The organism is Fervidobacterium pennivorans (genome assembly GCF_001644665.1).
Classification (GTDB): Bacteria; Thermotogota; Thermotogae; order Thermotogales; family Fervidobacteriaceae; genus Fervidobacterium; species Fervidobacterium ngatamarikiense.
Window position 1 is genome coordinate 733618 of sequence record NZ_CP011393.1, and the last position, 22362, is coordinate 755979.

Annotated in this window: 24 protein-coding genes; 13 read left to right on the top strand and 11 right to left on the bottom strand. The window is 38.7% G+C overall.

Translation table 11 applies throughout. From position 1 onward, the window contains the following. Positions 1-15 precede the first annotated feature (15 nt). The 4 genes from JM64_RS03485 to JM64_RS03500 all read left to right on the top strand — a co-directional run bounded on the left by JM64_RS03485 (position 16) and on the right by JM64_RS03500 (position 3913). Positions 16-744 (top strand): ABC transporter ATP-binding protein, encoded by a 729-nt coding sequence (locus JM64_RS03485; RefSeq protein WP_064011500.1) that lies wholly within the window; start codon positions 16-18, stop codon positions 742-744. Then, positions 741-1619 (top strand): branched-chain amino acid ABC transporter permease, encoded by an 879-nt coding sequence (locus tag JM64_RS03490; protein WP_064011501.1) that lies wholly within the window; start codon positions 741-743, stop codon positions 1617-1619. Before JM64_RS03485 ends, JM64_RS03490 begins: the two co-directional genes overlap by 4 nt. Further along, positions 1619-3334, top strand: a complete 1716-nt coding sequence (locus tag JM64_RS03495) for an alpha/beta fold hydrolase (RefSeq protein ID WP_064011502.1) — start codon at positions 1619-1621, stop codon at positions 3332-3334. The genes JM64_RS03490 and JM64_RS03495 overlap by 1 nt, the downstream gene beginning before the upstream one ends. Before the next feature lie 114 nt (positions 3335-3448). Then, a complete protein-coding gene (locus tag JM64_RS03500) occupies positions 3449-3913 on the top strand; it encodes a hypothetical protein (protein WP_064011503.1) in 465 nt (154 codons plus the stop codon). 126 nt (positions 3914-4039) lie between these two features. Here the strand turns inward: JM64_RS03500 and JM64_RS03505 are convergent, their stop codons facing one another. Together JM64_RS03505 and JM64_RS03510 are read right to left on the bottom strand one after the other, a co-directional pair. Continuing rightward, a complete protein-coding gene (locus tag JM64_RS03505) occupies positions 4040-5212 on the bottom strand; it encodes a TM0106 family RecB-like putative nuclease (RefSeq protein ID WP_064011504.1) in 1173 nt (390 codons plus the stop codon). A gap of 33 nt (positions 5213-5245) precedes the next feature. Further along, positions 5246-6016 carry an SDR family NAD(P)-dependent oxidoreductase gene (locus tag JM64_RS03510; protein ID WP_064011505.1) on the bottom strand — a complete coding sequence of 257 codons (771 nt, stop codon included), beginning with the start codon at positions 6014-6016 and terminating at the stop codon, positions 5246-5248. A 148-nt stretch (positions 6017-6164) separates the two neighbouring features. Here JM64_RS03510 and JM64_RS03515 point away from each other — a divergent pair, with 148 nt between their 5' ends. The 3 genes from JM64_RS03515 to JM64_RS03525 are packed head-to-tail and all read left to right on the top strand — an operon-like array spanning position 6165 to position 8885. Continuing rightward, complete coding sequence (locus JM64_RS03515) at positions 6165-7535, top strand: MATE family efflux transporter (RefSeq protein WP_064011506.1); 1371 nt, start codon at positions 6165-6167, stop codon at positions 7533-7535. 26 nt (positions 7536-7561) lie between these two features. Further along, the gene (locus JM64_RS03520) at positions 7562-8395 is read left to right on the top strand and encodes a fumarate hydratase (protein ID WP_064011507.1); all 834 of its coding nucleotides are present in this window, start codon (positions 7562-7564) and stop codon (positions 8393-8395) included. Next, positions 8388-8885 carry a FumA C-terminus/TtdB family hydratase beta subunit gene (locus tag JM64_RS03525; protein ID WP_231882459.1) on the top strand — a complete coding sequence of 166 codons (498 nt, stop codon included), beginning with the start codon at positions 8388-8390 and terminating at the stop codon, positions 8883-8885. The genes JM64_RS03520 and JM64_RS03525 overlap by 8 nt, the downstream gene beginning before the upstream one ends. Positions 8886-8894: 9 nt before the next feature. Here the strand turns inward: JM64_RS03525 and JM64_RS03530 are convergent, their stop codons facing one another. Together JM64_RS03530 and JM64_RS03535 are read right to left on the bottom strand one after the other, a co-directional pair. Then, positions 8895-9392 carry a flavodoxin family protein gene (locus tag JM64_RS03530; RefSeq protein ID WP_064011508.1) on the bottom strand — a complete coding sequence of 166 codons (498 nt, stop codon included), beginning with the start codon at positions 9390-9392 and terminating at the stop codon, positions 8895-8897. 14 nt (positions 9393-9406) lie between these two features. After that, complete coding sequence (locus JM64_RS03535) at positions 9407-9934, bottom strand: YkgJ family cysteine cluster protein (protein WP_231882460.1); 528 nt, start codon at positions 9932-9934, stop codon at positions 9407-9409. Between the two features lie 82 nt (positions 9935-10016). Here JM64_RS03535 and JM64_RS03540 point away from each other — a divergent pair, with 82 nt between their 5' ends. Further along, the gene (locus JM64_RS03540; protein ID WP_064011510.1) at positions 10017-10544 is read left to right on the top strand and encodes a hypothetical protein; all 528 of its coding nucleotides are present in this window, start codon (positions 10017-10019) and stop codon (positions 10542-10544) included. A 533-nt stretch (positions 10545-11077) separates the two neighbouring features. Here the strand turns inward: JM64_RS03540 and JM64_RS03545 are convergent. The 6 genes from JM64_RS03545 to JM64_RS03565 form a co-directional block, all read right to left on the bottom strand. After that, positions 11078-11485 carry a type II secretion system protein gene (locus JM64_RS03545; protein ID WP_064011511.1) on the bottom strand — a complete coding sequence of 136 codons (408 nt, stop codon included), beginning with the start codon at positions 11483-11485 and terminating at the stop codon, positions 11078-11080. A gap of 174 nt (positions 11486-11659) precedes the next feature. After that, the gene (locus tag JM64_RS03550; protein ID WP_041262795.1) at positions 11660-11926 is read right to left on the bottom strand and encodes a hypothetical protein; all 267 of its coding nucleotides are present in this window, start codon (positions 11924-11926) and stop codon (positions 11660-11662) included. A gap of 8 nt (positions 11927-11934) precedes the next feature. Then, positions 11935-12078, bottom strand: coding sequence for a prepilin-type N-terminal cleavage/methylation domain-containing protein (locus JM64_RS09715; protein ID WP_082204733.1), 144 nt, complete (start codon positions 12076-12078; stop codon positions 11935-11937). A 203-nt stretch (positions 12079-12281) separates the two neighbouring features. Next, the gene (tsf, locus tag JM64_RS03555) at positions 12282-12875 is read right to left on the bottom strand and encodes a translation elongation factor Ts (protein WP_064011512.1); all 594 of its coding nucleotides are present in this window, start codon (positions 12873-12875) and stop codon (positions 12282-12284) included. A 62-nt stretch (positions 12876-12937) separates the two neighbouring features. Continuing rightward, on the bottom strand, positions 12938-13669 hold the full coding sequence (locus tag JM64_RS03560) for a PHP domain-containing protein (RefSeq protein WP_197473454.1): 732 nt from the start codon (positions 13667-13669) through the stop codon (positions 12938-12940). Next, the gene (locus tag JM64_RS03565; RefSeq protein WP_064011513.1) at positions 13666-15243 is read right to left on the bottom strand and encodes a CTP synthase; all 1578 of its coding nucleotides are present in this window, start codon (positions 15241-15243) and stop codon (positions 13666-13668) included. Before JM64_RS03565 ends, JM64_RS03560 begins: the two co-directional genes overlap by 4 nt. A gap of 200 nt (positions 15244-15443) precedes the next feature. On the opposite strand from JM64_RS03565, the gene uvrC reads away from it, so the two are divergent. The 5 genes from uvrC (at position 15444) to JM64_RS03590 (ending at position 21490) form a co-directional block, all read left to right on the top strand. Beyond that, the gene (gene uvrC / locus JM64_RS03570) at positions 15444-17135 is read left to right on the top strand and encodes an excinuclease ABC subunit UvrC (protein WP_064011514.1); all 1692 of its coding nucleotides are present in this window, start codon (positions 15444-15446) and stop codon (positions 17133-17135) included. Positions 17136-17265: 130 nt separating this feature from the next. Then, positions 17266-18303 carry an ABC transporter permease gene (locus JM64_RS03575; RefSeq protein ID WP_064011515.1) on the top strand — a complete coding sequence of 346 codons (1038 nt, stop codon included), beginning with the start codon at positions 17266-17268 and terminating at the stop codon, positions 18301-18303. A gap of 41 nt (positions 18304-18344) precedes the next feature. Beyond that, positions 18345-19259: an ABC transporter permease gene (locus JM64_RS03580; protein ID WP_064012488.1), complete on the top strand. Its 915-nt coding sequence runs from the start codon at positions 18345-18347 to the stop codon at positions 19257-19259. 27 nt (positions 19260-19286) lie between these two features. Next, complete coding sequence (locus tag JM64_RS03585; RefSeq protein WP_064011516.1) at positions 19287-20306, top strand: ABC transporter ATP-binding protein; 1020 nt, start codon at positions 19287-19289, stop codon at positions 20304-20306. Further along, entirely contained in the window at positions 20303-21490 is a 1188-nt protein-coding gene (locus JM64_RS03590) for an ABC transporter ATP-binding protein (RefSeq protein ID WP_082868270.1), read from the top strand. The genes JM64_RS03585 and JM64_RS03590 overlap by 4 nt, the downstream gene beginning before the upstream one ends. A 64-nt stretch (positions 21491-21554) precedes the next feature. Here JM64_RS03590 and JM64_RS03595 read toward each other — a convergent pair whose 3' ends face one another. Next, on the bottom strand, positions 21555-22349 hold the full coding sequence (locus JM64_RS03595; RefSeq protein ID WP_064011518.1) for an ABC transporter permease subunit: 795 nt from the start codon (positions 22347-22349) through the stop codon (positions 21555-21557). Positions 22350-22362: the final 13 nt, after the last annotated feature.

Sequence of the window (22362 nt, forward strand, 5' to 3'; positions counted from 1 at the left end):
AGAGAGGTGAAAACAATGAAGTTTTTTCAACGAACAGACACTAAGGACATTTTAGTCAAGGGGCTTAATGTCTGGTATGGACCTGTTCATGCTGTAAAAGGTATAGACCTAAACATTCCAGCTGGAAGCGTAACGGCCATACTTGGTGCCAATGGAGCGGGCAAAAGTTCAACATTAAAAGCTATTGTTGGAAGTGTCAAATACAATGGAACAATAATCCTTGGAAATGAATCTATAGATGCTCTACCTGTTCACGAAAGAGTAAAAAAGGGAGTTGTGTTGTGTCCAGAAGGTAGAGGGATATTTTACCAAATGACTGTAAAAGAAAACCTCTTGGCAGGGGCTTATACAAACAAGACCCCAAACTTCGACTTCGTTTTTGATATCTTTCCATTCTTAAAAGAACGGCTCAACCAAATAGCAGGTACTTTATCAGGTGGAGAACAACAAATGTTAGCAATTGCAAGAGCCCTGATGGCAAATCCTAAATACTTGCTCCTCGATGAGCCTTCGCTTGGATTGGCTCCTATCGTTATTGAGAAGATTGTAGAAGTAATAAAACATGTCAACGAGTCTTTGAAAATTACTGTTGTACTTGTGGAACAAAACACATCCGTAGCTCTCGGCATTGCACATTATGGTTATGTTTTAGAAAACGGAAGAGTGGCACTTTCTGGCAATGCGGAAGAGCTTAAAGATAACCCAGTTGTTCGCGAGAAATATCTTGGGGGTGTTAGAAAGTGATAAACCAAATACTTCTTGGCCTTTCAACAGGTGCTATGTATTCATTAGTCGCTATAGGGCTTGTCATGATGTATAAAGTGAGTGGTGTTATGAACTTCGCTTACGGAAATATGGGGATGTTCATGACTTATGTAATTTGGTGGTTGAGTTCTTCAATTGGGCTCAATATATTTGTTTCCATAGCATTAGGAATAATATTTGCTGCTCTCATAGGTATTTTAGTAGAACGATACGGCTTGAGACCAATAAGACATCTTTCTCACGGTTCGATGCTTATCGTTACGTTTGGAATACTCATGATTTTGGAAGGGTTGGCTGTCCAACTCTGGGGGACTGAATATAAATCATTCCCTGAGCTTATAACGGGTGCTCCATATGTGATAAAGGGAGATTTTGGAATAATGGTTATTCGTAGGCAAGATATATTGGTCTTTTCAATACTTGCAGTGGTTTCAATTGCCATCGCTCTGTTTACTAAGTTTACCAAGTTTGGTATCGCCGTTCGTGCAGTTTCAGAGAATGAGGAAATTGCAAGCTATATGGGTATAAATGTGGGGTCTGTTCTAGCATTTTCTTGGGCTTTTGGAACGGCTATGGCTGCACTGGTAGGAGTAATTGCCGCACCTAAAGTTTTCGTCTCACCAACAATGCTTACATTCTATCAAATACAAGGTTTCACAGCTGCTGTCTTGGGCGGATTTGAAACATTTACTGGAGCAGTTTTCGGTGGCTTGCTGTTAGGTGTCATAGAGAAAATCGTGGGTAATTACATTTCTGAAGGTTTTAAGGCATCGATTTCGTTGGTTATCATAGTGATGGTCTTGGTCTTTTTCCCGAATGGCTTGTTTGGAAGAAGAGTAAGGAGGCGAGCTTGATGCTTTGGATTTGGTTGATACTAGCGTTGTTGCCATTTTTGCTACTAAAAAGTGCTTTCATAATTACCATACTTAGCCTTGTAGGAATTTACGCGCTCGCCACATTAGGTTTAAACTTGATTATGGGATATTCAGGGCAAATATCAATAGGTCACGCAGCCTTTATGAGCATAGGTGCTTACACTTCCACTTTGCTTGTTATGCAGTACAACATTCCTGTTGTGTTTGGAATAATATTGGGTGGAATAACAGCTTTTATCTTTGGTATTTTAATAGGTTTCCCTGCACTGAGATTGTCAGGCTTTTACCTTGCCATCGCAACAATGGGGTTTGTTGTTGCTATTGAACAACTCTTCAGTTACCTTGAACACATTACAGGCGGGCATGCAGGGATAAGGAACATACCTTTTCCCTTCTTATGGAATTCCGACGTAGAAAAGTATCTGTTAGTATTTGCTTTCTTATTCGTCGCTTACGTTGTTGCTGATAGGCTAATAAACTCCAAAACCGGACGTGCTTGGATGGCAGTTAGGGAGAACGAAATTGCAGCATCTGTGATGGGTGTAAATATTGCATGGTACAAAGTCCTTGCTTTTGCAATTGGTTCCATGTTCGCTGGTATAGCTGGTGCACTTTATGCACATGTTATCGGTTACATAGCGCCAAGTGATTTTGGAATAGCAAAATCTCTCGACTTATTGGCTATATCTGTTATAGGTGGTATGGCATCAATAGATGGTCCTTTCTACGGGGCGCTCATTTATGTTGCTATGCCATTTTTGTTTAGTAGGTCAAACTTCTCTCTCTCAATCATTTTTGGAGCTTTGCTTATCTTCGTTGTTCTCTTTATGCCATTAGGGATAAGTTTCTACGTAAAAATATTCAGAATGAACTATTTCAACGCTCTTATAGCGTATCTAAAAAAATCCAGGAGACCATTTGGGATGTTTGTTCAAACTCCCGTTGGGCGAATACACTATATTAAACATGGAAGCGGAAATATCCCGGTTGTATTAGTCCATGGTAACTTCGCTTCTTCCAGATTTTTTGAGCCATTGATAAAAAAAATTCCAGAACACCAATTCACGGTTTATGCACTCGATCTGCCAAATTTTGGTTTCTCGGATGAACTCCCAGGGGATGTAAGTATTGAAAAATACGTTGATGCGTTGGAAAGCTTTGTGAAAACGCTCGGGATAAACAATTTCATATTGCTTGGTCATTCTTTAGGTGGAGCAGTTGCCATGGGATACGCCATAAGACATTCCAAAAACTTAGCTAAATTGGTATTGGTTGACCCTGCACCGATTTTTGGCATGCCACGTTACGATGAATCGGCTTACAAAATTATAGATGTTTATAGGAAAAATCCAGATATGATTAAGCGGGCCTTGATGATGAACGCTCCGAATTACGATGATGAGGAGTTCTTTGACAGAATAACATCAGATGCCCTAAGAATGGCAAAGAAAGCGTTCATAGGTAATGCAAAAGCCCTAGCTGATTATAACTACATAGATAAAGCAGTGTTATTAGAAGTGCCTGTTGTAGTAATTTACGGTGATAAAGATGTTATACTTGATTATGAAAGCATGAAGAAAACAGCGGAAGCCTTTCCAAAAGGTAAGTTGATAGTGCTGAAAGATATCGGGCATAGTCCGGTTATAGAAGCACCAGAAAAGGTTATAAAACATCTCACAGATATAGTAACATAATGTTCATAAAAATTTTTAAACGATTTTGATAATAAAAAGGTCAAAACTATTGGGAACAAGTGATAGGTTTCAAACAGTTGTATTTTTCCAAATCACGAAAGGGAGGGAACCATGATGAGAAAGTTGTTACTGATGGCTGTTTTGGTGATGGGAGCGGTAGGATTCTCGTTCATAGGTGTTCAGGCTGAAAACCTGCAAGATCAGGTCTATGCTTTGTATGGAAGATTTGATGCAGGGATACTCACTCTGATGTATCCAGTCGGCTGGTATGATTTTGAAACTCAAGAATTTAGTATGGTATCGCAATTCGATGTGAATGATCTGATGTTCGGTTTGAATCTGAAGCTGCCACTTGGACTTGTATACTTGCGTGGTGCTGCTTATACGACTGTTGGTGATGTGATGAACTTCTCCGAAAACGGAACACTTGGCATCTACGGTAGGTTTGGCGCAGGTCTCAATGTTTTGTTCTTAACAGCTGAAGCTGGAGTAAGGCTCTTTTATTTGTACGGAGACCCAGAATTCCAATTCAACTTATCACCTCAGTCTTTCTACATCGCTTTGGGTCTTTCTTTCTAATACCTCATTTAACTGAATTTTGAGCCTTGCTTATTACTTGGTAAAACAAAGATATCTTTATAAAAATCAGAAAACGGTTTGCCTGTTTATCCAAAGTTTGGGTTAAGGCAAACCGTTTTTTTGTAGTCAAAGGGAGATTTCTATCAGTTTTTTCAAGATAAATTCCGTAGCCCTTACGTCGTCCTCGTTGTAGGTAAGTATCTCCTGGAGTATCCTCTCGTCTCCAGTTGCCAAGTATTCAGCATAAGAGTGGACCACAAGCTGACCGTTTAACTGCGTGCGCCAATTAAAACCAAAGTACCTTGCTATACTTTTGAGTGAATAAGAGGGAACTGGCAGGGCTACGTGGTCAATATACAGCTTGTATACATCTACAAATCTATTGAAAAAGCTCTTAGATAGTTCAACATTGTATTTTCGAGCCAGCTTTTTAAATCTGTTTATCTCGTAGTTATGAAAATGGTAAACTGGCTTGTTTGTTTTGGAGATATACTTGACAACTTCTTTAAAGACATTGGACTCTGAACTTGGATCTGAAGCCAAAAATGGAATGTAAACACCATCATCCAGAATTCCGAAAAGATAATCAAAGTTTATTGGAGTATAACTTTCAATATCAAGGTATAACCCTTCAGAAATCTTTGGGACAGGTCTAATAAGTATAGGTCTATTTTCTAAGATACTCTGTGCTTGAACAATAAGCCGTTTTGTTTTTTCCTTACCAATCAGTTGCTCAACTATTGGGCTCATATTTATTACATCTTTTAGTGTGTTAATACCATACGAATTCAACTTTTCTAAGGTTTTTCCTTTTACACCGTGTAAAAATGTTAGACTTTCTGAATTGACAATTTCTTTGAAACATTCAGAAGAAAATGGGCACGTTCGGCACAAGTGAGTTTTCATTACCCTGAATTCATCTGTTTCACAGAAGCTGCCTATCATAGAAAGCATTCTACTAACGTAAGGTTTCCAGTTAACAGAAACACTATAATAGGGGCTCTCAATTATTATCGTGTCCAACTTTTTTCCATTGCTCTCAATGACATATCCAACGAACGCACTTTCAAGCATATGGTATTCAGAAAGCTTTTTTCCAGTTTTTAGTATCCTCACGATAAATGGGGTTTCAGAAACGATTTCGTCTACTTCTGCAATAAGTATGCAACCAAAAGCGTCTGTTTGATAGGTAGCAACAGACAATAGAAACTTTTTGTTTTTTTCCCTGTTTCTTATTTCAAACTTTGCCTTTCTTGGACAAAAATATATGGTTTTCACATCTTTACTTGAGATTACCATTTTTCACACCTTTGAGATTCAAGGATTTTTACATTAAAAATACTTAGCCAAGAACTCTGCTATAAACTTATCACCGAAAAACTTTCTGACGAAATAGTAAGTCATCTTGTTACCAAAGCCTGGGATGTATAAGGGCTTACCACTTTCGAATGCCTTTAGTGCACCAGCTACTACCTGCTCAGGGGTCATTAACTTACCCTTAGTTTCCATCTTTGCCCTTTCGAAAAACTTCGTCTCAGTGGGACCTGGTGCAACACACAAAACGTGAACATTTTTCACTTTCAGCTCAGCCCACAAGCTCATTGAAAGGTTGTAAACATAAGCTTTTGTTGCACCATAAACTGCCAGATGAGGAATAGGGAAGAAACCCGCAACAGATGCGACATTTATTATCCCACCGCTTTCTCTTTTTGCCATTTCGGCACCGTAGTAACGAGTTAATTTTGTTAACGCAGAGATATTTAACTCTATCATCTGGATATAATCATCCAGACTATTACTAAAGAAATCACCGTAAAGCCCAAATCCTGCGTTATTTACGAGCAAATCAATGCTAAACCGTGAAGTGTTATCAAGAACCATATCTAAATCTTTTGTAAGGTCTGCTTGTAAAATAACAACACTTGAATCCGAGATTTTGTGAATCTCATCTGCCACTTCTGTTAGTGCTGTCAAATTTCTTCCAATAAGTATCAAGTTAAGTCCTCTTTTGGCAAGTTGAAAAGCGAATTCTCTGCCAATTCCAGAGGAAGCGCCCGTAACAAGTGCCCAACGATATATTCCAAGGTCGTATCTTTTTGTCATTCCCAGCTCACCTCCTCACATTGAATTATACACTCTTTATGGTAGAATAGGAAGTGATAACTTCGGTTTTCGAACAAAATGGGAGAACTCGTGAGGGGAACATTCCAGCATTGCAAAATCTATACATTCAGAGGTGAAACAAAAGTATATGAGTAACATCGTTAAAGACATTCTTAGAATAGCTATTCCGGTATCTGTGGAAAATCTTATTGCAAACACAGGCACTTTTATCCTTACTATCTTCTTATCCCAAATGGGTGAAAACCAAGTTACCATAAACGGAATTGCAAATCAAGGTTCTTTTCTTGTCATACTTTTCCTATTCGGCTTGAACACAGGGGGAGCCATCTTCGTCTCTCAGTACTGGGGTAAAAAGGATAAAGAAGGTATAAGACGTGCTTCAACGCTAATGATTTACTCATCTTTAATAATAGCACTCGCATTCTTCGTTTTTACCTTTTTCTTTCCCGAATTCTTTTCCGCTATTTTCACGAAGGATAAGTTCGTCATACAAAACTCTGTTCCGTTTCTTAGAATTATTTCTCTGTCATATTTTGGTTTAGCTTTAGAAACTGCATTCAGAACACTTCTTCGAGGAATAGAGCTTGCTTTGATACCTATGGAATCTTACATTTTTGGCACAGCGTTACAAATTTTCCTTGCCTATACGCTTATCAATGGTTTACTTGGTTTTCCAAAACTTGGATTACTGGGTATAGCAATTGCAACAACCGTTGCAAGATTTTTTATTCCAACGTATCAGATAATACGTGCCACCTTTTTAAGAGTTCCATATGGCTTTTCATTTTCGCATATTGACAGAAACTTTGTAAAGAAATTTTTCCAGTTTGCAACACCTACAACTTTGAATGAAATATCCTGGTCTCTGGGTATGACCACATATGGGATTATCTTTGGACGTATGGGAGTTCGAGTCTATGCTGCAAGAAACATTCTCTCTTCCTTTGAAAACTACGTCTGGACAATAACGTTTGGTTTGGTTATAGCATCATCCGTGATGGTTGGAAAGATGATTGGAAGGCTGGAATATGATAAGGTTCACAAATTCAGCAGAAGGATGCTAATTATTAACTCGGTAATGGGGTTGGCATCCGCGCTTATAATTATTGGAGTATACTACTTATTACTTCCAACTTTTAAGATAGACCCTGTGACAAGAGAGATGCTTACTACAACCATGTGGGTTATGGTCATCGGTGCACCGATAAAGTCTTTCAATGGTGCTGGTGTTGTTGGTATATTGAGAGCTGGCGGCGATGCGAAATTTGCATTCGTTCTCGAAACACTCACACTGTGGGCTATAGGTATTCCACTTACACTACTTGGTGCGTTTGTATTGAAGCTCTCGCTTCCGTGGGTCTACTTCCTAACTTTGTCTGATGAAATCGTGAAAGCTATTATCGTTCTTTTCAGAATAAAAAGCGAAAAATGGATAAAAAATGTCACAATAGAAAACGTCGAGCTGACGATTCCCGAGATTAATGAAGAACACTTGTGATATGGAAGTTTCAGGAGGCATAATTTATGAAAATCATCAGAAGCCGAACAGTATACGAAGAAGTTCAGGAAAAACTAGAAGAAATCAACACAAATCTCAACTCAAAAATCCAACAGCTTTTTGAAAATTACACCGGACCATTTGCAAATGAAATCAGAGAAAACACAAAAACTGCGAGGGAAAAGAAGCTACCACTCTGTCAAGACACCGGAATTGTTGAGTTCTTTGTCTTTAAGCCGTATGACCTGTCATTCGAAGAACCACTACATAGGACTTTGTATAGAGTTGTTAAAGATACCTATGAAAAGAACGGTTATCGAAAAAGCACCGTTCTGAACCCGCTTTACTCAAGAATCAACAAAATGGATAATCTCCCGGCGATAATCCACGAGTTTGAAATCGAAACTTCTGATGAATTAGAAATTTGGATGATAGCCAAAGGTGGAGGAAGCGAAAACTTATCTGCACTTTACATGATACCACCATCATCTACTGAAGATGATGTAATCAACATCGTGGTCCAGCATATTTTAAAGAACGGACCGAATGCTTGTCCTCCAATCAACGTTGGTATAGGTATCGGTGGGACAGCTGATATGGCAATACTCATTTCAAGACTTGCCTTATTTACGGATGAATATTTTCCAAAATTGCCGTATCTTGAAAGCTACGATGATTTAGCGAAAAAGCTACATTTGCTCATAAACGAACTCCGCATAGGTGTTCAAGCACTTGGCTTTGGACCCACTTGTCAAAGCGTTAAGGTATACGCTTACCCAACTCACATAGCAACACTTCCCATCGCAATCAGTGTCGACTGTTACCTCTCACGCACTGGGAGAGTGATTATAAATGGATAAAATTGCTCTCTGTAATTTAAAGGTGGGAGAATCGTTTTACTATTCCGGAACTCTTTTAGTAATGCGTGATGCTGCACACAAAAGGATTATCGAAAAAGAAAGAGAAACGGGCAGATTGCCGATATCTCTATATGGTAGGATTATCTTCTACGCAGGTCCTACATTCTCTAATGGCAGGATGGTAATAGGTCCAACGACGTCAAAAAGGATGGATAAATTCTTAGAATACACTCTTTCGAAGGGTGTTATTGCAACTATTGGTAAAGGAGAAAGAACACAAGAAGCAATAGAGGCTATAAAAAAATACAAAGTACCATATTTAGTTGCACCAAGTGGTTGCGCTGCATACTTATCGGAAAAAATTTTGGAATGGAAAATCGTTGCATTTCAAGAACTCGGACCAGAAGCAATCTATGAAATCAACGTAAAAGATTTCCCATTAATTGTAGCTATAGATTGTAATGGGAATACGATTAGACAGAATGGTTAACTCAAAACTCTACCCTAAGTTTACATACTGGCCCCACTCTCGTATCTTTTTGAGGATTTCATCTTTGTTCTCTTTTGATGGATTAACAAAGTATAGAGGTTCCAAGAACTCATTTTTTGGCAGTACTTTTTTTATCTGTTTCAGACACCTTTTTATACTTCCACCACCGTTTGTGATAAGTATACCTACCTTTTTTCCTTGAAGCCTCGGTTCATTACACATGATAGATAGCAACGTATTAATTGGAGAAGAGCAATTTCCTGCCCACACAGGTGTGCCGATTACTACCAAGTCATATTCATGTAGATTTGGAATTTTAGTTTTCAGTTCAGGTTTTTCTTTAAAGACCGAGGATTTCCCACACCAAAAGTATTTCTTGAAACCTTTCGTTGGAAAAGGTTTTACCAATTCAAGTTCAACCAAATCCGCCTTTAATTCCTGTGCTAATAACTCGGCAACAAACTTCGTATGACCATCAAGAGAATAGAAGATAACAATGCTCTTCATACCCTACACCCCTTTCAAAAGTTGGAATTTTCTACATCAATAGCTACATCAATCAAGATATCATAGTATTCCTTCCAACGCTGTGCCACCACAGCTCGGGTATAGCCCTGAGAATCACACCTCTCATCAATTTTTGGGATAAGCATCCTGCAACTTTCGGGTCGGTTTTCAAATGAAAGTTTACAGCCAGTTTGTGTCAAAAACGTGCATTCACCTGTATATCTATGATCAAAAACACTACCCTCAAATCCTTTAACGGCAGGCCGGACAAAATATAGTCCCTCTTCTTGCTTTACCCAATCAACAGTCCACCTACCTGAAGATAAGGCTTTAAACAGATTTTTTTTGAGTTTTTCGATGTCCGGTGCCCCAAAATCTTCAGGTGTTGCAAGCCCAGGGTATGTTTTACAACACTTTCCACCACAGACCTTACAAACTTCAGGATTTTCAACCCCGATAGGTCTATTCATAAGATATACCTCCTGATACGGTGTATTAACTTTAGCTAAACTTTGTGATATTATATGAACCAAAGAAACCATACATTTGCTCTGCGTATATTTTACCATCAAACAATTGGAGGTGGTTGAACTGCAAATTTTTATCCCCGAAAAGTACCAATATATGCCTTCCAAAAAAATCTTTCTTGCACGTGCGGGTGTGATTTATGCAAAGGTTATAGATGATGAAAAGTCATTGGAGATTGCCAACAGGATATATCTAAAAGGATTAGAAGTAGTAAGACCGTTTGTTTACTGGAATATATTCAAAAAAGACCAACTCCCAGAAAACGCAATACCTGGGAAATTTAAGCAGTACGATACATTCCTTCTTTTTATTTCCACACTTGGAGAAACACTTGACGAAGAAATCGAAAAACTCTCACAGATTTCAACACTTGAGGCTATGCTACTTGACGCGTGGGGCTCTGAAGCTATCGAAAAGCTCAATGACACTTTTGAACAGGTTTTCAAAAATCAAAACAACTGTGAACTAACAATGAGATTTTCGCCAGGATATGGTGATTTGCACATAATCGTGAATAAGATTTACGCTGAGCTACTTGGTGTTACAGACAAAATCACAGTGCTTGATACAGGACTTATGATTCCAAGAAAAACAACGACTTGTATTGCGGGAATTGTAAAATAGGCTCTTTTTTTTAAAAAACCCATCCCCTGTTGGGATGGTTTTTTCAATAACTTATCATAGATAACATCTCTACCCGCTAATACCACCACTTGAGAAAGGAGGTTTGGCAAGGGGGGCAATATACTCTTCAAGTCTGCGTTTTTCCAACACAAAAGGATACCCATGTCAAGCCAAAAAATCTTTCTCTTTGGGTTCCCGGCGTTCCCCTGTGCCTTAAGTTTATCCTACGTTCCTCCAATCAGAGCAAATCCATTTGTGACACATTAAGAAGGCAGTCCCTAATTAGTACTACAATCTATTAGACCTAAGAAGAGTAAAAAACGTTCAAAAATTTTTGCTAGACTTAACATGAGTTTAAAAACTCATAAATTTACCTGATGTTCTCGTAAACCGCTCTTAAGATCTATTTTATGTCCTTGTGATTAGATGTGAAACCATACCTTCCCGTATCCTGAAGAATAATAAAAAAGCCCTCCGACCAAAACGGAGGGCTTTTGCCCATTAACCTTGTTAATTAAGTTTGATACATAAAATTACCAATACTTTCTCAAATCAATAACTATACCAGGTTTGCCACTTACTTCTGTAGCTTCTGGTAAGTTCTTGTTAACGAGGTCTGCGGTTACATCAGTTTTGTTGTAATATACATATATTTTAGCAAGTCCATCACTAAGATCATTATCCGAGGGGTTCAGCTCATAATCTGATTTGGCAAAATTACTACTAAGATACGAGGTAACGCTATCAATTGAAGTGGGAACTTCCTTCTCTGTGTAAAAATAGGTTTCAACTGCTGTTTTTAACGCCCTCAGGTTCTGTGCCACCTGGCTTGCCTTTGCGTTTTTAACAGCGTTAAGTGCAAGTGGTGTTGCAACTGCCATAAGCGCCGCAATAACCGCAAGCACTATCAAAAGTTCAATCAACGTAAAACCTTTTCTCATACTATCAACCTCCTTTTTTAGGATTTGAATTTGTTTTTTCAAATCTTCTATTAATATTATCGCACAAGCTTTTTGTTTTTGGATAGTTTTGGGTTAAACGGTTAGCATCTCGGGATAAAATGCAAGCAAATCATTATGAAGTGCATTAATTTTAGGATGAAATTTTTACAACAACTACCAAGATTTTTGTATACTAAACGAGTAAACCAACTGTTTTTCTGTTCCTTCAGTTTTTTCTCGAACATCTGGAAGAATTTCTAAAACTTTCTTGAGGTCAATATTCGATTTTGAATAAATTATCTGAACAATGTACTCGCCATTTTCATCGGCATTTTCGAAATTAATTGAAAAGCCATCGGGTGAAAATGAAAGATAATTCTTCTCAACAAGTTCTTCCATGCTCACTGGTTTGTGTTTTTCGATTTTTATGTAACTCTCCACTACCGTTCTTATTGCTCTAAAATTTTGCGCAACCTGATTTGCTTTGATATGTGAATTGTGCTTGCAGGTGTTAGATATATCGTCACTGCTATCAAAATGGCGATAATTATTATAACAATGAGCAGTTCGATTAGAGTGAAACCTGTTTTCATACTGCTCACCACTTTTTGAAAGATGTCGAAAATATTTTACACCGTTCTTTTTGTCGTTTCGTTACAAAAACACAAAAGGCTACTTTTTTGAGATGAATAGCTTTCTCTAACTAATGAACTGCAAAAATACTGGTGTAAAGACAAAAAAACACCGCGGTTTATATTCCGCGGTGTTTTGTTATGGCTTTTCTTTTTTTTGTTTATTATTCTCCAACTTGCATTCTGACAAATCTGGAAACCTGGATGTTTTCTCCTATCTTTGCAATTGCTTGTTGTATCATATCTTTGATTGTAATTGTTTGGTCAAGTGCGTATTTTTGCTCAAGTAAGCAGTTGTCTTGATAGAAACTTTCAAGTTTTCCCTCAATTATCTTTTCGATAACCTGAGCAGGTTTACCAGAATCTTTCAGTTGTTCTCTGTATATTTCTTTTTCCTTTTCGATAACATCCGCTGGGACGTCTTCTCTTTTGACCCATCTTGGAGCCATAGCTGCAATGTGCATTGCAATTTTGTTTCCAAGTTCTTTGAATTCATCTGTTCTTGCAACGAAGTCTGTTTCACAGTTGAGTTCAAGAAGGACACCTATTTTTCCGTTGTGGTGAACGTAAGAGATGATAAGTCCTTCTTTCGTTTCTCTTCCAGCCTTTTTCGCAGCTTTTGCAAGACCCTTCTTTCTGAGTATTTCTATAGCCTTTTCCATATCGCCGTTTGCTTCAGCAAGCGCAGCTTTACAATCCATCATACCAGCACCTGTTCTTTCACGAAGTTCTTTAACCATCTGAGCGCTAATTTCCATAATGTCCAACCTCCTCTACGTATTTTTGTGATGTATCCAATTATTTACTCTATTAAATTCTTTTAAATCCTTACCTCTCGCCATTCAGCATCGAACACTAAGATATAATTGTAACCTAATTCTCTGAGTATTTCAATACCTCTCTCAATTCCTCTTCCTATCTGTTCCAACGAGTGTGCATCAGAACCAATTGTTATGTTCCTGCCTCCAAGAGACTTGTAAAGCCTCAGAAGTTCAATGGAAGGGTTCGGTTCTCCGTAAATTTCAATAGCCGCAGTGTTTACCTCGAGCATTTTGCCATTTTTGATAAGTATCTTCATTATCTCACTGATAATATCGTACAGTTCCACAGAAAATGGTTCCTTATTTTTTTGATATCTTCTTGGAAAATCAAGGTGCGCAAGTGCGTGATACTCATCAAATCTTTTCATTATATCTAACAAACGAAGAAGGTAATTTTTGTAACTTTCCTGAGTAATCGGTTCTTCTACCTGGTGGTGTGAAAGTAAAACGTAGTCAAATTTCTTTGTGTCCACGTTTAATTCTTTTACTCCATCCCAACCGAGCTCAACTCCAACTGGAAGTGAGTATTTTTCCATCTCAGAACGATAAGTATCAACGTCTATGACATTCGCATGTTCATCAGCCAGTTCATAATGGTCAGTGATTATTATGTGATTTATTCCTTTTTCCCGAGAAGTCTCAATGATGTCTTCGATTTCCGACTGTGAGTCCGGCGAGTATCTACTATGAATATGGTAATCTGCAATCAGGGTTTTAATTTTTGCGCTCACCTGTTGACCTCCTCTATTGCTTTTATTAAAGCGGTAAAGAGTGGATGCGGTGCCCCAACTTTTGATTTGTATTCAGGATGATACTGGATACCAACAAAGAATGGGTGGTCATCTAATTCGATAGCTTCAAGAAATTCAGACTTTCCGGATATCGTTAGTTTGTAACCCTCTTCCCCTGGGAGTTTGTACATGAACCCAAAGTTAACGGTATCTGCTTCATATCGATGCCTATGTCTTTCGTAAACCTCTTCTTGTCCATAAACGCTATATAGCTTTGTCCCTTTAAGAACCTGCATCTTTTGGGCACCGAGCCTCATTGTGCCACCGAGGTTCATAATTTTCTTTTGCTCTTCCATCATATTTACAACAGGATAAGGAGTTTCAACATCAAATTCTGTTGAATTCGCACCTTTTAAATTAAAGACATTTCTTGCAAATTCTATAACCATAAGTTGCATTCCAAGGCATATACCAAGGATAGGTTTTTTGTTTTCTCTCGCATATTTTATTGCTTTTATCTTCCCTTCAATTCCACGCCTGCCAAATCCACCAGGGATTATTAGTGCATCGAAATTAGAGAGCTTTTGTGCAACACCTTCATCGTCCAGTTCTTCAAGTTCCTGAGCATCTATAACGATAGGTTTTTGGACGCCGGAAAGGAAAATAGATTCGATGATACTCTTGTAAGCATCGTCTGTTCCAAGATATTTACCAATGAGTGCGATTCTGTATGGCTTAAACGACTTTGGGTATGTCCAACCGAGCGGTTTTTCTTCAATTTGAATGTTGAGTCGATTGGCAACGAGTTTATGAACGCCAGCTTCGTAGAGTGTTTCTGGAATTTGGTAGACATTTCCAACATCTGGTAGATTTATGACCATATCTCTTGGAACTCCACTGAAAAGTGCTATTTTGTAAAGGCTTTGAGAATCTATTGGCATCTCACTTCTAACAACAATAACATCTGGCTGAATTCCTATTTTTCTCAGTAACTGAACAGATTGTTGTGTTGGTTTTGTCTTGAATTCGTTAGTAACTCTTAAGTACGGAACATACGTAACATGTATAAACAGAAAATCGTTTCTGTTCTTTTCAAAAGCGAGCTCTCTAACTGCTTCGAGAAATACTTCGCCTTCTATGTCCCCGACAGTTCCTCCTATTTCGATTGAAAGTACTTTGCCCGGCATCGATGTAATTCGGTCTTTTATCTCAGAAGTAACATGTGGAACGACTTGAACAGTAGAGCCAAGATATTTTCCCTCGCGTTCACGTTGGATTATTGTCGAATATATCTGCCCAGCTGTAATGTTATTCTTTCGCGACATACTAACACCTAAGAATCTTTCGTAATGCCCAAGGTCGAGATCTGCTTCGTAACCATCGTCGGTGACAAAAACTTCTCCATGTTGATTCGGATTCATCGTTCCTGCATCAACATTTAGATACGGGTCTATTTTTAACACATTTATATCAACTCCAACTTCTTTTAGAAGTCTTGCAAGAGAGGCGGAGAATATTCCCTTTCCAATACCGCTCAAAACACCACCAGTCACTACTATGTACTTCTCAGGCATTATTACACCCCCACGAAAAAACGTATAGCCGTTTTGCTAATTCATGTTAAGTTTACTCTCAAATAGTTTTTTCTTCAACGAAAAACTCATTAACTTTAGTTAACTTTTGCGTTGAATGTGAAAACCAGTGCAAAAAGCAGCGTAAGGTAGTATAATATAACCAAAAGACGATTGATTTAAACAGGGGTGCGAAACTGGTCATGGTTAATCCAGATATTCTCAATGACATTCCTCACAAAGCAGGGGTGTATTTATTTAAAAAAGGCACTGATTATATCTACATTGGCAAGGCAAAGGACTTAAAGAAAAGATTAACATCACATTTTAGGGCAACTTCTGGGAAGAGTAAGCTAATAGTAGAAGAAGCGGATGATTTGGAAATTATACTGGTTTCAAACGAAAAGGAAGCACTCATCTTGGAAGCCAATCTAATTTTTGAACACAAACCAAAATACAACGCTATGCTCAAAGACACACAAGTGTATCCTTACATACGTATAAGTGACGACGAAGTCCCATATTTAGAGATTGTCCGTTCACGAAAGGGAACCGGAAGTTTTTACGGTCCCTACACAAATGTTAGTTTTACTCGGAAACTTTTCGAAGTGCTTAGAAAAGTTTACAAATTTCGAACATGTAAGAAAGACTTAACATCGATAAAGAAACCTTGTATGGATTACCACCTTGGACTTTGTTCCGGAGTATGCGTAGGTGAGGAAAGTGTTGAAGAATATAAAAAAAGGTTGAAGAAGCTAGAAACAGTGCTTAGCGGAAACTTCTCTGATGTTGTTGCATATGTCAAAACCAAAATGGAGCAACACGCGAAACTGTTAGATTTTGAAAACGCAGCCAAGTATAGAGATATATTGATGAATTTCAGCAAAGTTATGGAAGCGCAAGGTGTAGTCTTGCCTGACCAAGTTAATTTAGATGTCATAGTTGGTAAGAGCAATACCTATTTGGTCTTGAGAATCCGTTCAGGTTATCTGATTGGTAAGTTACTTTACGAATTTGAAGGCACGCTTGAAGATTTTGTAGAACAGTTTTATGTATCGAGGGGGGCCGAACTGCCAAAGATTGTTTTAGTTGAACAAAAAAGCAGAGGGCTAACAAAACTAGCCAAAGTGCTCGGAATAGAATTCATAGTTCCATCACCTAAAGCCGAACTCTATTCCGAACTACTTGACAAGGCTATTGAAAACCTCAATTACGAAATAGGGTTGATACTTTCCAACAAGGCTATTCTTAGGCAGATGAAGGAATTGTTAGGCTTGAGTAGAGTACCTTATCGGATGGAAGGAATTGACATATCTCACACCTCCGGCAAAAATACGGTCGCTTCGCTTATAGTTTTCGAAAACGGGGAAGTCAAAAGGGAAGAGTATAGAAGATACAAATTGGGTGATATTTTAGATGACTACGCAAGTATAAGGATGCTTATAAAAAGAAGATACACTAAACATGAATTACCTGACCTCATTTTTGTTGATGGGGGCATCGGACAGGTTAATGCAGTGTACGAAGCGTTAGAAGCTATAGGTAAAAAGTGCGATGTTATTGGATTAGCCAAGGAAGAAGAGGTGATTGTAACCAAGCATGGGGCTGTGAGCTTAAGTTATGACCATCCTGTTTTGAGATTGTTAGTAAAACTCAGAGATGAAACACACAGAGTTGCAAATACGTTTGCAAGACAGCTGGCAACTAAGAGGTCCTTGAGAACTTTCTTAGATGAGATAAAATGGATAGGTCCTAAAAGAAAAAGAATATTACTTGAGCGTTACTCCTCGGTTGAAGAATTGAAAAAAGCGTCAAGGGAAGAAATTGAACGATTAATAGGGAAAAAGGCTACAGAAAGTTTATTAAACGAACTATCTTACCTGAAAGACATTTAAATTCTTGTTAAGTAAGTTGATAAAAAGTTCACGGGTGTTATAATTTAAGCATGGGAAGAGTCAAAATTTTTCTGTGAGTTAATAAAGGAAAATCGGCATGTCAATATATTTCTCCAGGAGGTGGATGTAGTTGACAACGTTTATTATCAGAAGGTTACTCCTGTTACCACTCATCGTGTTGGGTGTGTCGCTGATTATCTTCTCGCTCTTCCAGATACTGGGTCCAGATAAGCTTCTTGCTTCATACGTTAACCCAAACGTATTTGATAAGTTGACCCCAGCTGAGCTGGATGCTTTGAAGGAGAAGTACGGTTTGAACAAACCTTTTGTTGAAAGGTACGGTAAATGGTTATTTAATGCACTCAAAGGTGACCTTGGTTGGTCACAGGTTGGAAAAGAACCTGTTTTGAAAGCGATTTGGAGTAGGTTCCCGTACACACTTGAACTTGCTCTGTATGCATTATTCCCAGTTGTTGGCGTAGGTATTTGGCTTGGTGTTACTGCAGCAGTTAAACGCGATAAGTTCTTAGACCACTTCATTAGGATTATCGCAATCATTGGATGGTCTTTCCCGGACTTTGTTTTTGGATTGCTCGTGCTTATGGTCTTTTATTCAGTGCTTGGTTGGTTCCCTCCGGGAAACCTTTCACAATGGGCTGAAGAAATTGTCAAGTCACCCCAGTACTTAAAGGTCACACACCTTCTTACAATTGATGCTCTTATTAACGGAAGACTTGATATTTTCTGGGATGCACTCAGGCACATAATAGGACCAGTCATAACTCTTTCATTCCTTTGGTGGGCGTATTTGTTAAGAATTACAAGGTCAAGTATGCTTGAAGTTCTTTCTAAAGAATATGTGAGGACTGCAAGAGCAAAAGGAGTTCCTGAAAAAGATGTTATACATAAGCACGCAAAGAGAAATGCTATGATTCCGGTTGTAACAGTTGCAGGTGCCATGGTAATAGGCTTGCTCTCGGGTACGGTTATAATCGAGGTTATATTTAACAGAACAGGTATAGGAAGATTAGCTGCTGAAGCTTCTGTTCAACTTGATTACGCTACAGTGTTAGGAACTACTCTGTTCTATTCGATAATCTTAGTGCTCGGTAACCTCATCATTGATATACTATACGCAGTATTCGACCCACGTGTCAGACTTGGTTAAGGAGGTGCCAGAAGATGAGTGAAGGTGTAACAACAACAAAAATGAACACGGAATTCAGACGAGTTTTGAGAAAGATATTTAGAAATCCTTCTGCTATTCTTGGTTTTTCGCTTCTTATATTTTTCATCCTCGTGGCTATATTCGCACCAGTCATCGCAAAACCATTGAATCCGATGATGCTCGATGAGGAAGGTAAACCAATGAAGTTAGATAATCCCTACATAATGCCAATTATTACTTGGAGTTCAGAACCTGTTCCTCCATCACGTGAACATCCGTTTGGTATGATACAGGGAAGAGACATATTTTACGGAGTTGTGTGGGGCACAAGGACTGCGTTTTATATAGGGTTGACCGTTACTATACTTTCTACGATTTTCGGTATTATAATTGGTTCAATTGCTGGTTACTATGGTGGATGGATTGATGAAATACTTATGAGAATCACAGATACCTTTATGTCCATCCCGTTCCTTTTGGCTGCAATGGTTTTAACCACAATCTTAGGTAACGGTCTTGACAAGGTTATGATTGCAATGACTGTCTTTGGTTGGATGGGTGCTGCAAGGCTTATCAGGGCTAATATTCTTCAAGTCAAAGAAGAGCAATTCGTTTTAGCTGCCAAGGCACTTGGAGTTAAGGACTTCTTCATTATAATAAGACATATCCTGCCAAACACTATATTCCCAGTTCTTATTCAAGCATCGATGCGTATGGGGTCTCTTGTCATCACTGCAGCAGGTCTTTCGTTCTTGGGACTTGGTGCGCCTCTGGGATATGCCGACTGGGGTTCAATGCTCAATTTCACAAGGAACTGGATACTTGGGACAAGTGGTTCAGCATTTACGTATTGGTATGCGGTCTTTTATCCAGGTATGGCTATGGTTTTGTTTGTGCTTGCCTGGAACCTCGTCGGTGATGCTTTGAGAGACGTATTTGACCCAAGACTGAAATAACGGTTGAAATGGCTGGAGGTGAATAAATTGGAAAAAAAGCAACCACTTTTGAGTGTAAGAAATTTAAGGACGTATTTCTATACAGAAGACGGAGTCGTCAAAGCAGTTGATGGTGTTGACTTTGACGTTTACGAGGGTGAAACTCTTGGAATCGTTGGTGAATCTGGAAGTGGTAAGAGTGTTACCTCCCTTGCCATAATGAGACTACTCGACCCAAAGGGACGAATAGAAGAAGGCAGCCAGATAATATTTAACGGTAAGAACTTATTAGAACTCAGCGAAGATGAAATGAGAAAAATCAGAGGTAACGATATTGCTATGATATTCCAAGAACCAATGGTAGCATTGAACCCAGTGTTTACAATAGGCGAACAGATTATGGAAGCTATTTTACTTCACCAGGATGTTGATAAGAAAACAGCAAGACAGATGGCAATAGAAATGCTAAGAAAAGTTGGAATTCCCGAACCGGAAAAACGAGTGGATGAATATCCGCATGAATTATCAGGTGGTATGAGGCAGAGGGCAATGATTGCCATGGCTCTTTCTTGTAGGCCAAAGCTCTTGATAGCGGACGAACCAACAACAGCTTTAGACGTTACCATCCAAGCTCAAATACTTGAGCTTATGAAAGAACTTCAAGAAGAATATGGCATGGCAATTATACTCATTACTCACGATGTCGGTGTGATTGCTGAAAATGCTGACAGAGTTGTCGTTATGTACGGTGGAAAAGTCATGGAAACCACCGATGTGAAGACGCTCTTTAAGAAACCCAAGCATCCATACACATGGGGACTTTTGAATTCCATTCCGAGGCTCGATGTTGAGCAGGAAAGACTTTACAGTATACCAGGAATGGTTCCAGACCCATTGCACTTCCCACCGGGTTGCCGATTCAGCAACAGGTGTGACTTTAAGGAAGAAAGATGTACAATTGAAATGCCAGAGCTTGTAGAGGTTGAACCAGGGCATTATTCAAGGTGTTTCTTCTACCATAAGTTAGAAGAAGCACAGAAGATACTTAAGGCTGGTGAAGGCGCATGATGGAAAACAGACAGGCTGTCACTCAAACGAACAATAGTCCTGCTAAATCTGAGCGAGAAGTTCTCCTGCGTATAGACAACCTTGTCAAACACTTCCCAATTCGAGCAGGGGTTTTCAAACGCATCGTAGCGTGGGTCAAGGCCGTAGATGGAGTGAGCTTTGAAGTATACAAGGGTGAAACTGTCGGTCTTGTTGGTGAATCCGGATGTGGAAAAACCACCGTTGGTATGACGCTTTTGAGACTATATGAGCCAACGTCAGGAAGAATAATTGTAGAAGGCGAAGATACTACGCATTACTTCCTTCCAGCATGGAAGGCTAAGAAATACGTTAGGAAGACGTATATAGAAAGATTCAAAGAATCTGGCTTTGTCCCAAAGGACGACATTGATAAAAAATACTACGACATATTCACAAAGAAAGGTGAACAAGGTCTTATCGAATACTTAACTGGAGACTTGCAAGCCAAGCGATTAGCCTTTAGACGAGAGATTCAAATAGTTTTCCAGGACCCGTACAGCTCCTTGAACCCAAGGATGAGGATTAAGAATATACTTGCAGAAGGTCCTCTCGCTCACAAGATGATTACGAAAGAACAGGTAATTGATACCGTCGGAAAGGCTCTACAAGAAGTTGGAATACATCCAACTCACATGTACAGATTCCCACACGAATTTTCCGGTGGGCAAAGGCAGAGAATAGGTATCGCAAGAGCACTTTTGATGAACCCGAAGCTCATAATTGCAGATGAAGCAGTCGCGGCTCTTGATGTTTCTATCAGGTCGCAGGTTATAAACCTCATGATGGACCTGCAAAAAGAACATGATCTGACATACTTATTCATTTCACACGATTTGTCACTTATTAAATACATTTCAAGTAGGGTTGTTGTTATGTATTTAGGTAAAGTTGTTGAAACTGCTCCAAAAAAAGAGTTATTTGATGAGCCACTGCATCCTTACACAAAAGCATTAATGAGTGCGATTCCAGTACCAAATCCAGAGTACAAAAAGCAAAGGATAATTCTCCAAGGTGATGTTCCAAGCCCGGTAAATCCACCAAGTGGTTGTCCGTTCCACCCGAGATGTCCAGTAGCAAAACCAATTTGTTCAAAGGAAAAACCAGAACTAAGAGAGGTTAAGCCTGAACACTTCGTTGCGTGTCACTTCCCTGGAAGCCTATAATAATTAAAAAACCGACCGTCTTTATTTGACGGTCGGTTTTTTTACTTGTTATATTATTTTCCGTTTAAGCATATATATCCTTTCTTTCATAATATAGAACCGAGAAAATAGTGCACGCAAGGTATAAAAGAATAATGAAGACAAAAGCTTTATAGTTGAACGAATTAGTCTTAATTATATCTGCAGGGTCAAATATGCCAAACGGGGTTAGTTTCTTAATATATGAATATTTCTCATACACTCTTGCTATTAATCCAAGAATATAGAAAAAACCAAGTAAGAAGAGTGTTACTGTATCAGCCGTATTCCTTTTTCTGAAAATAGTTGATGTGATTATTCCAATTAAAGCCGTAAATACATGTACAGCAACAAAAGAAAGAACGATATACCAAAATTGCACGATATCAAACGGCTTGATTTTGTATTTGTCAAACATATACAAAAGCGAAAGTGCAATTACTCCATCATAAATAACAAGGTTAATACTCACAAGGAGAATCTTCTCAAAGACATATCTTCTCCTCGAAATTGGTTTACTTAACACAAAATCTACAGTTCTTTCGTTTTCTTCTTTCACGATAATTGAAGAAGATAAACGCATAACATAGAACGTTGCAAACAAGAATATCCAAATCTGTCCTTGCATGGCAAAGAAGTGGAGGATATTGCTGAAATCAATTTCCTGAATACCAAATATCTTTAAAAACCCCTTAGGAAGTAGCTGAATTTTTGTACTAAATAATTCCCCAGCAAAACTTTGAAAGAGGGAAGAATACATGAATTGAATACCAACGATAAAAACGAGCCATATTATTAAGGGCCTCAGGTTCCTTCTGAACTCCCATCTAAAGACCTTCATCTATATCACCCCA

What these genes read in the sequence shown, in the direction of transcription:
- JM64_RS03530 (WP_064011508.1), bottom strand. Translation starts at nt 9,392, where the DNA reads ATGAAGAGCATTGTTATCTTCTATTCTCTTGATGGTCATACGAAGTTT.
- JM64_RS03495 (WP_064011502.1), top strand. Translation starts at nt 1,619, where the DNA reads ATGCTTTGGATTTGGTTGATACTAGCGTTGTTGCCATTTTTGCTACTA.
- JM64_RS03590 (WP_082868270.1), top strand. Translation starts at nt 20,303, where the DNA reads ATGATGGAAAACAGACAGGCTGTCACTCAAACGAACAATAGTCCTGCT.
- JM64_RS03520 (WP_064011507.1), top strand. Translation starts at nt 7,562, where the DNA reads ATGAAAATCATCAGAAGCCGAACAGTATACGAAGAAGTTCAGGAAAAA.
- JM64_RS03540 (WP_064011510.1), top strand. Translation starts at nt 10,017, where the DNA reads ATGCCTTCCAAAAAAATCTTTCTTGCACGTGCGGGTGTGATTTATGCA.
- JM64_RS03485 (WP_064011500.1), top strand. Translation starts at nt 16, where the DNA reads ATGAAGTTTTTTCAACGAACAGACACTAAGGACATTTTAGTCAAGGGG.
- JM64_RS03565 (WP_064011513.1), bottom strand. Translation starts at nt 15,243, where the DNA reads ATGCCTGAGAAGTACATAGTAGTGACTGGTGGTGTTTTGAGCGGTATT.
- JM64_RS03500 (WP_064011503.1), top strand. Translation starts at nt 3,449, where the DNA reads ATGAGAAAGTTGTTACTGATGGCTGTTTTGGTGATGGGAGCGGTAGGA.
- JM64_RS03595 (WP_064011518.1), bottom strand. Translation starts at nt 22,349, where the DNA reads ATGAAGGTCTTTAGATGGGAGTTCAGAAGGAACCTGAGGCCCTTAATA.
- uvrC (WP_064011514.1), top strand. Translation starts at nt 15,444, where the DNA reads ATGGTTAATCCAGATATTCTCAATGACATTCCTCACAAAGCAGGGGTG.
- tsf (WP_064011512.1), bottom strand. Translation starts at nt 12,875, where the DNA reads ATGGAAATTAGCGCTCAGATGGTTAAAGAACTTCGTGAAAGAACAGGT.
- JM64_RS03505 (WP_064011504.1), bottom strand. Translation starts at nt 5,212, where the DNA reads ATGGTAATCTCAAGTAAAGATGTGAAAACCATATATTTTTGTCCAAGA.
- JM64_RS03510 (WP_064011505.1), bottom strand. Translation starts at nt 6,016, where the DNA reads ATGACAAAAAGATACGACCTTGGAATATATCGTTGGGCACTTGTTACG.
- JM64_RS03580 (WP_064012488.1), top strand. Translation starts at nt 18,345, where the DNA reads ATGAACACGGAATTCAGACGAGTTTTGAGAAAGATATTTAGAAATCCT.
- JM64_RS03515 (WP_064011506.1), top strand. Translation starts at nt 6,165, where the DNA reads ATGAGTAACATCGTTAAAGACATTCTTAGAATAGCTATTCCGGTATCT.
- JM64_RS03545 (WP_064011511.1), bottom strand. Translation starts at nt 11,485, where the DNA reads ATGAGAAAAGGTTTTACGTTGATTGAACTTTTGATAGTGCTTGCGGTT.
- JM64_RS03535 (WP_231882460.1), bottom strand. Translation starts at nt 9,934, where the DNA reads ATGGTTTCTTTGGTTCATATAATATCACAAAGTTTAGCTAAAGTTAAT.
- JM64_RS09715 (WP_082204733.1), bottom strand. Translation starts at nt 12,078, where the DNA reads ATGAAAACAGGTTTCACTCTAATCGAACTGCTCATTGTTATAATAATT.
- JM64_RS03525 (WP_231882459.1), top strand. Translation starts at nt 8,388, where the DNA reads ATGGATAAAATTGCTCTCTGTAATTTAAAGGTGGGAGAATCGTTTTAC.